The organism is Staphylococcus saprophyticus subsp. saprophyticus ATCC 15305 = NCTC 7292 (assembly GCF_000010125.1).
GTDB classification, from domain to species: domain Bacteria; phylum Bacillota; class Bacilli; order Staphylococcales; family Staphylococcaceae; genus Staphylococcus; species Staphylococcus saprophyticus.
In genome coordinates, this window is sequence record NC_007350.1 from 759,362 (window position 1) to 774,042 (window position 14,681).

At 32.0% G+C, this 14,681-nt stretch carries 14 protein-coding genes; 11 read left to right on the forward strand and 3 right to left on the reverse strand.

All coding sequences use genetic code 11. From position 1 onward, the window contains the following. The first annotated feature begins 404 nt into the window (after positions 1-404). From glmS to SSP_RS03615, 4 genes are all read left to right on the forward strand, one after another. A complete protein-coding gene (gene glmS, locus SSP_RS03600) occupies positions 405-2,210 on the forward strand; it encodes a glutamine--fructose-6-phosphate transaminase (isomerizing) (protein WP_011302639.1) in 1,806 nt (601 codons plus the stop codon). A 416-nt stretch (positions 2,211-2,626) separates the two neighbouring features. Then, complete coding sequence (locus tag SSP_RS03605; protein WP_011302640.1) at positions 2,627-2,983, forward strand: DUF2200 domain-containing protein; 357 nt, start codon at positions 2,627-2,629, stop codon at positions 2,981-2,983. A 60-nt stretch (positions 2,984-3,043) separates the two neighbouring features. Next, positions 3,044-3,829, forward strand: coding sequence for an ABC transporter ATP-binding protein (locus SSP_RS03610; protein ID WP_011302641.1), 786 nt, complete (start codon positions 3,044-3,046; stop codon positions 3,827-3,829). 66 nt (positions 3,830-3,895) lie between these two features. Continuing rightward, positions 3,896-4,753, forward strand: coding sequence for an HAD family hydrolase (locus SSP_RS03615; protein ID WP_002482679.1), 858 nt, complete (start codon positions 3,896-3,898; stop codon positions 4,751-4,753). Positions 4,754-4,869: 116 nt separating this feature from the next. On the opposite strand, the gene SSP_RS03620 is transcribed toward SSP_RS03615, so the two are convergent. After that, positions 4,870-5,976 carry a hypothetical protein gene (locus tag SSP_RS03620; protein ID WP_011302642.1) on the reverse strand — a complete coding sequence of 369 codons (1,107 nt, stop codon included), beginning with the start codon at positions 5,974-5,976 and terminating at the stop codon, positions 4,870-4,872. Between the two features lie 131 nt (positions 5,977-6,107). On the opposite strand from SSP_RS03620, the gene SSP_RS03625 reads away from it, so the two are divergent. Further along, on the forward strand, positions 6,108-6,839 hold the full coding sequence (locus SSP_RS03625) for a metallophosphoesterase family protein (RefSeq protein ID WP_011302643.1): 732 nt from the start codon (positions 6,108-6,110) through the stop codon (positions 6,837-6,839). A gap of 181 nt (positions 6,840-7,020) precedes the next feature. On the opposite strand, the gene czrB is transcribed toward SSP_RS03625, so the two are convergent. After that, positions 7,021-7,986, reverse strand: a complete 966-nt coding sequence (gene czrB / locus SSP_RS03630) for a CDF family zinc efflux transporter CzrB (protein WP_011302644.1) — start codon at positions 7,984-7,986, stop codon at positions 7,021-7,023. A 19-nt stretch (positions 7,987-8,005) separates the two neighbouring features. Then, entirely contained in the window at positions 8,006-8,305 is a 300-nt protein-coding gene (locus SSP_RS03635; RefSeq protein WP_011302645.1) for an ArsR/SmtB family transcription factor, read from the reverse strand. A gap of 153 nt (positions 8,306-8,458) precedes the next feature. Between SSP_RS03635 and SSP_RS03640 the strand changes: the two genes are divergently transcribed. The 6 genes from SSP_RS03640 (at position 8,459) to SSP_RS03665 (ending at position 14,370) form a co-directional block, all read left to right on the forward strand. Continuing rightward, positions 8,459-9,118: an NAD(P)-binding oxidoreductase gene (locus tag SSP_RS03640; protein WP_011302646.1), complete on the forward strand. Its 660-nt coding sequence runs from the start codon at positions 8,459-8,461 to the stop codon at positions 9,116-9,118. A 130-nt stretch (positions 9,119-9,248) separates the two neighbouring features. Beyond that, complete coding sequence (locus SSP_RS03645) at positions 9,249-9,947, forward strand: FadR/GntR family transcriptional regulator (protein ID WP_002482685.1); 699 nt, start codon at positions 9,249-9,251, stop codon at positions 9,945-9,947. A gap of 605 nt (positions 9,948-10,552) precedes the next feature. Next, complete coding sequence (locus SSP_RS03650; RefSeq protein WP_002482686.1) at positions 10,553-11,491, forward strand: type I phosphomannose isomerase catalytic subunit; 939 nt, start codon at positions 10,553-10,555, stop codon at positions 11,489-11,491. A gap of 24 nt (positions 11,492-11,515) precedes the next feature. Further along, positions 11,516-11,743, forward strand: coding sequence for a hypothetical protein (locus SSP_RS03655; RefSeq protein WP_011302647.1), 228 nt, complete (start codon positions 11,516-11,518; stop codon positions 11,741-11,743). A 206-nt stretch (positions 11,744-11,949) separates the two neighbouring features. Beyond that, on the forward strand, positions 11,950-12,930 hold the full coding sequence (locus tag SSP_RS03660; protein WP_011302648.1) for a YeiH family protein: 981 nt from the start codon (positions 11,950-11,952) through the stop codon (positions 12,928-12,930). Between the two features lie 72 nt (positions 12,931-13,002). After that, positions 13,003-14,370, forward strand: a complete 1,368-nt coding sequence (locus SSP_RS03665; protein WP_011302649.1) for an EVE domain-containing protein — start codon at positions 13,003-13,005, stop codon at positions 14,368-14,370. Positions 14,371-14,681 lie beyond the last annotated feature (311 nt).

A 14,681-nucleotide genomic window follows, 5' to 3' on the forward strand; every position in this document is an offset into this window, starting at 1 on the left:
AGTTTAAGCGTTAGTTCAATTAAAGCGCCTGTACAAGTGAAGAGGTTATGTGTTTGTAATTTAAGGTTTATAACAGAAATCTTAATAGACACGATAATCGAAGTTTGTAGACGAGGAGGGTAGTTATCGAACCATCGGCGGATGCTATCCCGGATGTGGCTCATTCGTTAACTTATTAAGGAAAACATTAGGGTAACCTGGTGCACAAAGTTAATAAGATAGCCAAAAATTAAATATAAAAATATACGGTGAATGAGATAACCATTGCCATCAAGGTATTTTCAATTTCTATATGATAAATATAGGGATAAGTCTGCTTTCGATGGTTTATATTAAATTGGACAGGTTCGAATTCGCTAGAAGTTCAATTATCTCTTTACCATTAAATTGGAGGAAATTTTAAAATGTGTGGAATTGTTGGATATATTGGGCAAGATAATGCCAAAGAATTATTATTAAAAGGTTTAGAAAAATTAGAATATAGAGGTTACGACTCAGCTGGTGTAGCAGTGGTAAATGATGAAGGTACTTCAGTATTCAAAGCAAAGGGTCGTATCGCAGAATTAAGAAAAGTTGCAGATAGTGAAGCTACTGACGGTAATGTAGGTATTGGTCATACACGTTGGGCTACACATGGTGTGCCAAATTATGAAAATTCACATCCGCATCAATCAACGACGGAACGTTTTACATTAGTTCATAATGGTGTAATTGAAAATTATGAAGAATTAAGAAACGAATACTTATCAGATGTATCATTTATTTCTGAAACAGATACAGAAGTCATTGTTCAACTTGTAGAATATTTCTCAAATAGTGGCCTTGATACAGAAGCAGCATTTACAAAAGTTGTTTCACTATTAGACGGTTCATACGCTTTAGGATTAATTGATAATGAAGATAAAGATACAATTTATGTAGCTAAAAATAAATCACCATTATTAATCGGTGTAGGTGATGACTTTAACGTTATTGCATCAGATGCAATTGCTATGTTACAAGTTACAAATCGTTATAAAGAAATTCATGACCATGAAATCGTTATTGTTAAACGTGACGAAGTCATTATCAAAAATCAAAAGGGTCAAGTTCAAGAAAGAGAAGCATATACTGCACAAATAGATGCAGCAGACGCAGAAAAAGGCGTTTATGATCACTATATGTTAAAAGAAATTCACGAACAACCTGCAGTGATGCGTCGTATTATCCAAGAGTACCAAGATGAAGAGGGTAACTTGAAGATGGATCCAGAAGTGATTAAAGATGTTGCCGAAGCAGATCGTATCTATATCATTGCTGCCGGAACAAGCTATCATGCTGGTTTAGTAGGTAAAGAATTTATTGAAAAATGGGCTGGTGTCCCTACAGAAGTGCATGTTTCTTCTGAGTTTGTATATAATACACCTTTACTTTCTGAGAACCCACTATTTATCTACATTTCTCAATCAGGAGAAACAGCAGATAGCCGTGCCGTGCTTGTTGAAACAAACCGCTTAGGTCATAAATCATTAACAATCACTAATGTAGCTGGTTCAACATTATCACGTGAATCAAATCATACATTATTGTTACATGCAGGTCCTGAAATTGCAGTAGCATCTACTAAAGCTTATACAGCACAAATTGCAGTATTATCTATCTTGTCACAAATCGTTGCTAAAGAGCATGGTAAAAATGTTGATGTAAGTTTATTACGTGAATTAGCAAAAGTAACAACTGCAATCGAAACAATCGTAGATGATGCAGATATTATGGAACAAATTGCAACAGATTTCTTAAGAACAACGCGTAATGCGTTCTTTATCGGTCGTACTGGAGACTACAATGTCAGTTTAGAAGGCGCATTAAAATTAAAAGAAATTTCGTACATTCAAGCTGAAGGATTTGCTGGTGGTGAATTAAAACACGGTACGATTGCTTTAATTGAAGAAGGTACACCAATTATTGCACTTGCTACACAAGAAAGAGTCAATTTGTCTATTCGTGGTAACGTTAAAGAAGTAGTTGCACGTGGTGCAAACCCATGTATTATTTCAATGGATGGCTTGAACAAAGAAGGCGATTCATATGTTATTCCACATGTGCACGAACTATTAACTCCATTAGTTTCAGTTGTTGCATTACAATTGATTTCATACTATGCAGCATTACACAGAGATTTAGATGTTGATAAACCACGTAACTTAGCTAAATCAGTAACAGTTGAATAAAGAGCATATAATTAACAGCTAATTAGTAGTGCTATTGTAATAACTAATTTAAATGCATGAAATCATATATTGTATAAATAGGGCAAGAATGAAATCAAACTTAAAGTTTTGATTTCATTCTTGTTCTTTTTTTATAATAAAAACATATGACTTTGATTTATATTTCAGTGATATACAGTGCAATAGGCAGTATATTGAGAACTAAATGTTTGAGGTATGTAGTTAAATGATAGTTATTGTGGATTAATCATGAATTGTATTGTTTTAAATGAGTAGCACTAATATAAATCAACGATAACGATTACAATCAAATTTGAACTTTAATTATTATATAAATCAAAATATTTTTAAAATGTTATTATGTTTATTATGCTTATCATCATAACTAGATAAACTTTAAAAGTGAGTTGAATGTAGTGGAAAAACCTAAAATTTATTCTATGGCTTTTGGAAAAGTATACGATTTATTAATTAAAAAAGTAGAGAAAAAGGATAGAACCAAACAAGAAGCGGATGAAATTATAAGATGGATGACAGGTTACACGCAATCAGAGATTGATCGCTTGGTTGCGGATGGGACAGATTATGAAACATTTATAAATCAAGCGGCTAACTTAAATCCAGAGCGAACAAAAATAACGGGTGTCATTTGTGGTGTACGTGTAGAAAATATGGAAGCCTCCGTTATGAAAGAAATTAGATATTTAGATAAAATGATAGATGAACTGGCAAAAGGAAAGGCATTGGATAAAATATTTAGACAACACAAATGATCGAATAAAGGTGATTTGTTAAGTCATGTTAGAAATTGCATAAGAGAAAAGGGGTATAACATGTTAATTGACTTGAAAAATATATCACGTAGAAAACAAGGTAAGGAAATCATTAAAAATGTGAGCTGGCAAATTAACGAAGGTGAAAAATGGATGCTTTATGGCCTAAATGGTGCTGGTAAGACAACATTGCTAAACATATTAAACGCCTACGAACCAAATACTGCTGGAACGATAAACTTATTTGGCATGCAACCAGGAAAAGTGGGCTATTCTGCTGAAACAGTCAGAGATTACATAGGGTTTGTTTCAAATAGTTTAATGGATCGTTTTCAAGATGGCGAATTGGTGCGAGATGTTGTAATTAGTGGCATATTTAATTCCATAGGTGTATTTAAAACTATAGAACCACATCATATTGAATTGGCACAACAATATTTAGAACAAATGGGAATGCGTGATTTTGAGTCAAAATACTATGGTTATCTATCTACAGGAGAACGTCAAAAGGTACTTATTGCTCGTGCGCTGATGGGTCACCCCAAATTACTTATTTTAGATGAACCAGCATCTGGCTTAGATTTTATAGCACGAGAAGATCTGTTACAAGCGCTCGAAAAATTGTACCAACAACAACCTGAATTAGCTGTTATATATGTGACGCATTTTATTGAAGAGATTACACAAGATATACAAAAAGGCTTTTTACTGAAGCAAGGTAAGAATTATAAACAAGGTAATATTAAAGATATTTTAAATAGTGATGTTATGAGCAACTTTTTTAATAGAAATGTCAATGTACGCTATCAAAATCAACGCTATGCACTATTTATGAATAATGTGTAGATTGCACATTAGCATAGTTAATGCCATAATTTAAGATGATCATATGTGATGGAGGATTATATAAAAATGGATAATGTTAAGGCAATATTTTTAGATATGGATGGCACGATTTTACATAAAGATAATCGTGTTGATTTAGAAACAACAGAAGTTATTCAACAATTAAGAGATAAGGGATATAAAGTCTTTTTAGCAACAGGTCGTGCACATAATGAAATACATTATCTTGTTCCTGAATCATTTGCAGTCGATGGTATTATTAGTTCAAATGGTACTTTAGGAATGGTTAAGGATAGCGTTTTATTTAAGCACAGCTTGTCTTACAACGCTGTAATTGACATTGTACAACGCGCACAACAAGAGGCAATCTATTATGAAATATTCCCATTTGACAGTAATCGTATTGTTTTACAGGAAGATAAAGCATGGGCAAATGCATTATTTGAACCAGCAACGCCACCGGGTGATGTAGGTGTTTCCGAATGGTCTTCTCGAAAAGCTTCGCTCGTTGATAAGGTGGATTGGGAAACAAGTATACCTGAAAAATCATTTTCAAAAATTTATTTATTTTCACCAGATATTGAAAAAATAACAAACTTTAGAAATAACTTATTAAAAGATCAAGATAAGTTACAAATTAGTGTGTCTAATTCTTCACGTTGTAATGCTGAAACGATGGCATATCGTATTGATAAAGGGACGGGTATAAAAGAAATGATTGAGCATTTCGGCATTGCGCAACAAGAAACATTAGTGATTGGAGATAGTGACAATGATAGAGCTATGTTTGCATTTGGTCATTATACTGTCGCTATGAAAAATGCACGTCCTGAAATTCAAGCTCTAGCAGATGATGTGACTGATGATACTAATGAAGATAATGGTGCAGCACGTTATTTAAAAGCACGTTTCTTACAAGATTAAATGATAGGCATAGAGAAAATAAGGTAGTCATCTAATGGCTAAATGAAAAAGAGTCCGGGACATCTATTTTTGTCCCAGACTCTTTTTGCATCTGCGTGATTATTTTTCGAATGATATTACTTGTCAGTTTTATTTAGATTGTTTTTTAAATCTGATGTTTCATCTTTGACTTTGTCTTGCATGTTTTCAGATTGCTCAGTAACATTCGATTTTGTCTTTTCAGTTGTATTCGTTACACTGTTGCTTGCTTTAGATTGCTTACTTTCTAGTTCATTATCTATAGGTTGTTTTGACTTTTTATTTTTCTTAACTTTTGTAGTTTCAATGCTTTCACCATTACGATTATAGTACTGAATAATCGCTAATATATTTGTATAGTAAACGATTAATCTAATGATAATCACAATGACTGTAACAATGTATATAATTACCATTGCTAATGTTTGAGACATACTACCAGTAAATATAGCAACCAATTGACTAATTGGATTAGCAAGTAGGATGACGATTAAATTTAGTAATAATAAACCAAGGTAGAATTTGAACCAAGTTTTTTGACCATTTTTAATGCCTTTAAATCCTCTTTTTACTGATGACCATGCACCATCACTAGGTTCTTTAACAAAAGCTAAAGTATAATTGATTGCGATAATCGCTAAGAACCAGTAAATGAATGATTGAATAAATAATACGATTGTTGCTGCGACAATTTGGTAAGCAAGAGACCATCCAAGTGCATGATCAGAACTACTTAATGGTCCTTGTAATGCTGAAAATAGTTGAACGATTCCTAAATTTAGTACTTTTGAAACTAGTAAATTAAGTAACAATGCGATAATAACAAAAACTAAAGTAAATAAAGAAAATTTTAATCCTTTTAAGTATTTGCCTTTTTTAAATGTTGAAAATAAATCTTTGAAATTTACCTTGTCTTTATTTAAAGCTTTGTCTATAGTGTAGATAGTTCCAGCTATTAATGGGTAACCAATAAATATAAATACGATTAATGGTATGAGTATTGCAAGTACAAGTGAAAATATGGCGCCACCGATAGGTTGTTGCATAGCCATTGCCATTAACAATTTATAAATAGCGGGTTGTACTGGCATAAATGTCAGGACTGTTAAAGCAAACAATATTATAAAACTTACAATTGTGAACATTAAAATTTTAGCATTTTGGGGTTTTGCATTTTGTAATGCTAATTTATGAAATTTAAACAAATTTTAAGCACTCCTTTTTAGTCATAAACATACGATATCAAAAATTTGATAATTTTAAAATTAATAGGTAACAAATTGGCAATAAAATGTTAAAATGTCCTAATGAGAAAAAGTTGAAAGGAGATATCATCATGAAATTTGCAATAATTACTGATGTTCATGGAAATTTTGATGCATTAGAAACTGTTTTAGATGATATTGATAGAAGAGAAGATATCAATAAGATATTTAACCTGGGTGATAATATCGGGGTTGGACATGAAACGAATAAAGTACTTGATGAAATTTTTGACAGAGATGATATGGAAATCATCGCGGGTAATCATGATGAAGCGGTGATGTCGATAGTGAATGACACACCTTATCCTGAAGACTTAAAAGACAAATTTTACGAACATCACCAATGGATTGAAAGTCATTTAGATGAAGATTATTACGACAGATTAAATGAACTACCACGTGTGATTGAAAAAACATTTAATCAAAAAAAAGTGCTGTTTATTCATTATGAAATACCAAATGAACAATTAACTACACCGATTGATGGTCAACCATATAGTCCAATTGTGGAACCTAGTGAAGAAAACATAAAAGCTTTGTTTGAAGATAAACAAGCAGATTTAATCGTGTTTGGTCACAACCACACTGTACATTTATATGATGATAAATCTACAGTTTATTTTAATCCGGGCTCTGTAGGTCTTAATAATGGTGCATATGCAGTTTATGGTATTGTAACGATTGATGAAAATGAATTTTCAATTGAACGTGTTAAAGTCCCATATGACAATGAAGAATTTATAAGAGGATTTGACGAGAAACAAGTACCAGCTAAAGCGCTGATATTTGATAAATTTTTATAAACACGTAATTTAAACCTATATATGCTGTATATAGGGGTAGACTATGAATAATGAAATCCCAAGTAGTGATTAATATTAGAAGTAGTAGAAATGCTAAATTATACTAAAGAAGCGAGCATGCGAAATCGACTTTGACTTTCGTACACTCGCTTTTTTTAATTTGTTTAATTGGTCAAGATTTTTAATGATCATGTGCATGATTGTGTGCAGTAGTTTTATATATAGATGAACATAACGTCTCATCGTCATGTTGGTGATCTTTGGTTTCTAACTGAATCGTCATATGTTGAATATTCAAGTGTTGTAGTTTGTGTTCTATTTTATTTAACAATTGCTCACCTTGAGCTACTGACATCTCATGAGGGACAACAGCGTGACAACTTAATGCATTTAATTCATTAGATATTGTCCAAATGTGACAATCATGTACGCTTTGGATTGCATCCTCTTCCTTAATAGTGGCAATGACTTCAGACATATTTATATCGATAGGTGTACCTTCCATTAAAATGTTTAATGAAGACTTTGTAATGCCCCAACTACTTTTAATAATTAGCAGTGACACAATGATACTAGCTATTGGGTCAGCTATCGTTAAATTTAAAGTCCATATGAGTATCGCAGCGATAATAGCTCCAACAGAACCTAAAAGGTCTCCCATAACATGTAAGAAAGCACCACGCATATTAATGTTATGCGATGTATCGCCACCTCTAAACATTAATAAAGCAACAATGATGTTGACTATCAGGCCAGTAACGCTGATGATAAACATTTCAGTCGATTGTACTTCTACTGGATTAAAGAATCTTTCAATAGCTTCAATAATGATAATGATACCAATGACAAAAAGTGTTACGCCATTAAAAAGTGCAGCTAAAATTTCGAACCTTTTATACCCAAAAGTTTTATTTTTATTTGCATATTTTTCGGCATAGATAAAAGCAAGGAGTGCGACACCAAGTGAAATTGTATCACTAAACATGTGTAAACCATCCGAAAGTAAAGCCAAACTATTTGCTAAAAAACCACCGATTATTTCGACAATCATAAAACTACCAATAATTAAAAAGCTGATAAGCAATATTTTTTTATTATTAGTGTGTACATGACCGTGAGCATGATTATGTTCGTGATGTTCTGACATATGAATATCCACCTTTCAATTATTGTTTATGTGAGGCATGATGAATTGCTTGTTTTATTAAAGTAGTCACATGCGTATCATCTATTTGATAAATCATAGATTGCCCATGGCGATTCGATTTCACTAAATGTGCTTGTTTAAGAATACGTAATTGATGTGAAACATTTGATTGGCTTAAATTTAAAGTGTGTGCGATGTGACCTACACTACATTCGCCTTGAATCAAAAGGTGCATGATACGTAGGCGATTACCTTCGCTTAACGCTTTAAAAATATCGGTGACATATGTTACCGTTTGTTCATTAATTGATTCCGCCATATCTACTAACCTCATTTCTTCACATTAATATATGAATATTTGTTCATATATTAATATAATTTTGTTGAATAGTCAATGTTCAAAGCACAATAGTTTTAAAAATATGTAGAAGTGTTAAAATGAATTTAAGATTTTATTGAAGGAGGCTATATAATGAGTACATTAGTTATAGGTGCAAACGGTGGCGTAGGTCAATATTTAGTAAATCAATTAAAAGAAAGTGGCGAATCATTTGTCGCAGGTGTTAGAAAAGAAGAACAAGTGCAAGCTTTAGAAGACAATGGTGTGAAAGCGACATTGATTGATGTTGAAGCTGATGATATTGAAACGTTAACTCAAAAGTTACAAGGATTCGATAAAATTGTATTTTCAGTAGGATCAGGTGGTAGCACTGGTGCAGATAAAACAATTAGCGTAGATTTAGACGGCGCTATCAAATCAATTAAAGCCAGTGAAGCAAACCATGTAAAACAATATGTCATGGTGTCTACTTATGATTCTAGAAGAGAAGCTTTTGATGCAAGTGGTGATTTGAAACCATACACGATCGCGAAACATTATGCAGATGAATATCTTAAACAAGCGGATGTAGGTTATACAATTGTGCATCCGGGTATATTGTTAAATGATTCTGGCATAAACAAATTTGCAGCAGATGCATTTTTCGAAGATAAAGGTTCAATTCCACGCGAAGATGTTGCTTCAGTCATTAAAGAAGTACTTGCAACGGATGATTATATAAATACTGAATTTCAAGTTGTGAGCGGTGAACAATCAATCGAAGACGCATTAGACCAGTTTAAAAATAAATAAAATATAATTAAATAAAGAACCAATTTACATGATGGTGTAAATTGGTTCTTTTTTGTTAGAAATAATTGCTTTTTTAAGCAAATTACGAGCGAAAATTTGATACAATAAATTATATCGCTTGGAGGTTAATATGAATATTTCAAACCCAAAAATATATGAACAAGTTGCAGATATCATTTTAGAAAATATTAAATCTGAGGATTATCAGGTTGGTGATAAATTACCGTCTATCCAAAAATTAAGTAAGCAATTTGGAGTAAGCACAGCGTCAGTGAGGGAAGCGTTGAATGCACTGAGAACGATAGGCGTAATAGAAATGAAACAAGGATATGGTACTTTTATCAAACAAATTGAGCCTACTTTTTTTGAATTTGGGGACAAATTCAATTCTTTAGTTCAAATAAAAGAATTATTAGAACTCAGAGAAATTGTTGAAAGTGCAACAGTAGCAAATGCTGCACGATACCGTAATAAAGCAGATTTAGAAAAGCTAGCGACAGCATTGTCTGTGATGGGGGAAGCAGTAATTGATGGCACTTCAGGAGAAAAAGCAGATTTAGAATTCCACCTTGCAATCGCACATGCAGCTCAAAATTCATTATTAGTAGAGTTATTAAATAACATATCAGAACTTATGCAAAATTCAATGGAAGAAACTAGAAAAATATTTATCTATGATAAACAAAAAACAATGACTAAATTACTCGAAGAACACGAGATGATTTATCATGCCATTTTAGAGCAGGATGATAAGACAGCAGTTAAAGCCATGCAATCTCACTTACTCGAAGTAAAACAAACCATATTAGCTAACTTCAAAGAAACATAATAAAAAAAGCGCCATTTCACATGATAATATGAAAAGGTGCTTTTATCATGTTGTGTGGATTTTAGTAATTTTAGAGCAAGGTACTTATACATACATGAAATAGTGTCCAATAGTCAGCGTATTTTACATCTACTACTAAATAGAAAAGGGGCCTAAGACACCTATTTATGTCTCAGACCCCTAATAGCAAATTTTATAATTTGAAAAAGTAATCAGCTTTTCCAAATAATCATAAATTAATACAATACCTTATATGTAAAAACAGATAGAGTTTGTAAAAAACTCTATATCTAATTATAAAGTCAATTAGATTGTATTGGCAAGTCCAAACAAGAAAAATTTCCGGCGATAATATAATCGTTCATTAAAATGATTCGTCATGTGATTGTACAAAATAGAATGAACTACCAATTTAAATGGGTCGTTGATATAATAATAAGTGATTTTAAATATATTGAAATACGCGTATAGTCATTTATACTCTCAGTAATTATGTGATACAATCACACTAGTTCTGTAAAAAAAGATGAATTTAAATGAGAACATTCACTTAAAAAATATAATTTTAAATATGATTACAACTTAAGAATTTGGAGGTGCGATGAATGCCGTTATTTTTAAAACCAATTTTTCATGAAAAAATATGGGGTGGCAGTCGATTAAAAGAATTTGGATATGATTTACCCAGTGATTATATCGGAGAAGTTTGGGGGATTTCAGCACATCCAAATGGCAAATGTGAAATATTAAACGAACCATATCGTGGGCAAACACTAGATCAAGTATGGGATGAACATCGAGAACTATTTGGTGATTTTCCGAGCCAAGAATTTCCATTAATGACTAAAATTGTAGATGCCAGAGAATCTTTATCTGTACACGTACATCCAGATGATGCGTATGCATATGAAAATGAGAATGGACAATATGGTAAGTCTGAATGTTGGTATATTATAGATGCTGAAGAAGACGCTGAAATTATATATGGATTAAATACCCAATCGAAAGAAACAGCAATTGACAAGATTGATGAAGCGGATTACGATTCGTTATTTAATAAAGTGAAAGTTAAAGCGGGAGAATTCTATTTTATACCTGCTGGAACGATTCATTCTATTGGCGCAGGTGTACTTGTTTACGAAACGATGCAATCATCTGATGTGACTTATCGTGTGTTTGACTATGACCGTGCACAAGATTCAGGCGATAAACGCGAATTAAATCAAGTTAAAGCGAAAGAAGTAATTGAAATCGCAAATGAAAGTATTAATATACCAACAGATACTGAAATCATTGAAAATCATAAACGTACACAACTTGTTTCTAATGACTTTTTTACAATTGTAAAATGGAACATTTCAGGTACATTAAATTATATGAAACCAAGAGAGTTTGTATTGATTTCTGTGCTCAAAGGTGAAGGTCAAGTCATTATTGATGGTGAAGTATTCGATTTAGTACAAGGACAGAATTTTATATTAACGTCTGATGATTTAGATACAATATTTGAAGGTCAGTATGAATTGATTGTAAGTTACTTATAGAGATAGAAGTGGGAGTGCATTAAAATGATTAAGTTTTTATATGTATCACTTGTATGTGGTCTTTTATCTGGTGCAGGCATATTTTTAAAGACGGATATATTTCCTTCGATGGCTGTTCCAATGATTTTTGGTGTAATAGGAATTATTGCAGCATTGATTACAATACCGGATAAAGAAATAAATGGTATGCTCAAATTCGGTGGTGTGTTAATTAATACGATGCCAATTCTGGGCGCTTTAACGTTAACTTAATAATGTATAAATTGAGTATCTTTGCGATTGCGTGAATGATACTTTTTTTATGAATTTTATAAAATATGGAGAGACAATGTGTGATTAGCAATAAAGTTCTTAAACATAAGTTTAATTTTTCTTTATAACACCGTGTACATTTCAATATTTACAGTTTAGATAAGCTGAAATATGTTAAAATAGTATTTAAATTGGAGGTGGCAAGATTGGATAAAGCAAGAGGCCTCATTATGACTTTAGTAATCGCAATGGTCGCTACAATTATGGGCAGTAAATTCCCTATCATTGGGAGTGCTATATTTGCAATCATAATAGGTATTTTAATTAATAATATAATAACAATCCCTAAAAAATATGATGCTGGTATAAAATTCAGCAGTAAAAAAATATTACACTATAGTATAGTCGTGTTAGGGTTTACATTAAGCTTCCAATCTATTGGCACCATCGGTTGGAGATCTTTACCAATTATTTTTGTTACATTGTTTGCAGCGGCATTAATTGTTTATGTATTAATGAAACTGTTTAATATTAATGAACATTTAAGTATATTAATTGGGGTAGGGACTTCCATATGTGGTGGTTCAGCAATTGCCGCAACGAGTCCGGTTATAAAAGCAAAGGAAAGTGAAGTTGCATTTGCTATTTCGACGATTTTCTTATTTAATCTCATAGCAGTGTTCATCTTCCCACCAATTGGTCATATCATGCATATGGGACAAGCGACTTTTGGTTATTTTGGAGGAACGGCGATTAACGACACGTCAAGTGTCATTGCAGCAACTTCTAATTACGGTAAAACTGCATTGGAAACAGGGGCCGTTGTTAAATTAACACGTACGTTAATGATTATTCCAGTCGTTTTATTTTTTACATATAGAACTATTAAAAAAGAAAAAGAGAAGCAATCGCACACATCCATAGCTAAAATCTTCCCATGGTTTATTGTTTGGTTTGTCATAGCATCATTGATAAGTACAATTTTCAATTTTTCACCATCAGTGATTCATATGTTTCAACAATTATCGTTATTTTTAATTACAATAGCGATGGCTGGTATTGGTTTGAATGTGGATTTCAAACAATTTAGACAAGCGGGTATCAAACCTATATTACTTGGTTTAGTGACTTGGATCGTTGTTATTATTACAAGTTTAATCACTATGAAATTAATCAACTTATTGTAATGTTTGTTCTATAAGGTGATTTTTCATATAATAGGAAAAATAGAATTTTTATATGAGATAAGGAGTATCTAAATGGCAGAGGAAACAAGTTATTTTTGGTTAAACTGCGGTTATAATCGCTGGAACCATAATGAACCAATGGTTGGACAAACAACATTATTTGAATCAGGTGCACAATTTAATCCCTCTCAAGGTTTCCGTTCATTTAAACAGGCCAAAGTTGGTGACCAGGTCATCTTTTATCAAGTGCAGATGGACACTGGTTTATTAGGATTTGGTGAAATCACAAGTGTACAAACGGGTGCTCAAAATAAAATTCGCGTTCATTTTGAATTACAAGAACAATTAAAGCCGTTAACAGCTGATTATTTAAAAAGAAGTGAACAGTTAGAATTTAGAATGGGTAATATGAAAGAAACATTATTTAATCAAATTACTAAAGAAGAGTATGAACTAATCGTTAGCTTAGGCAAAGGCCAAACTAAAATACCTAGATACTTTTTTATATCTGAGGAACAAGAATTTGAACCAGAATCATATAACACGATATTTACACATACGTATAATGGTATAAAAAGAAATGGTTATCATTTTTATACACAGTTAGAAATAGGGGACCAACTTGTTTTTTATAATAAAAAACGAGAGCAATCGGTCATTGGCGTTGGTGAAGTGAGTAAACATATACATGAAAAGCCACCTATTCCTGGTAGAACTAATAGTACGGCTATTGAAGTATATTTTGAAAAAGAAATTGAACCTGTCTCATTAAGTACTTTGAATAAGCATCCTAAATTAAAAAATCTTTACTACTTACAGGAAAATGCAAAACAAGCGATTGCAAGTATGTCACAAACGCAATTTGAATCTATACTTGAAATGAGTGCGAATGATGGTTTGAAACCACAATTTGAAGCCGTGCAAAGCGATAATGTGATAGATAAGCCAGCAGAAGATTTGAAACCATTTATTCTGCTTGTAGTAGATAAAGGAGAAGGATTAAAAGCGGCAGAAGACTTATTGCAAAAAACAAATGCGAATCCAGTTATTACTTCTGGGCACCCGGATTTCACAGAAGACATGCTTTATGGAAAATATTTACCAAATGAGACGGGCGCTTTATATTATAGAGAAGGTTTTATAACGAATCTCATGCCTCGAAAAGATAAAAGTTATTTAGTTATAGATAATTTTAACCGTATAGATCCTGATATTTTTCAAACATATATCAATGTGTTGGAAGGCTATGAGATGACGTTACCACGTTATAATAAAGATGGTACTATGGTTAAATGGTCTAGAAAAAAAGATTCGTTTTATCATTTTAATCCGAATTGGCATATTGTCGCTATCACGTATGACAGTTTAAATGAAATTAAACAAAAATACACAGAACAGTTTCTAAAATATACTAGAATTGTTAAAGTGAACCAAGATTAAAAAGAGTTTAGAATAATTGAACTTATACGTTATGATGAAGCATAAGTAATTATGAAAGCATATGAAATGATCAATCCTTCAAGAATGGATTGGTCATTTTTTTATGCAAAGTATGACAATATAAATGTCTATTAATTATTTAAATTATAGTGGATACTTTTAAAACAGAAGCGTAAAAAAGACATAATGTTTTTAATCGACGAGCACTGATAGGAATAGGCAGATATAAGCACTTATGATTTATTTTAAGGAAATTAGGATATAATAAAAGTAAGTCCCATTATATAATGATAATGGTAGACTAAATATAT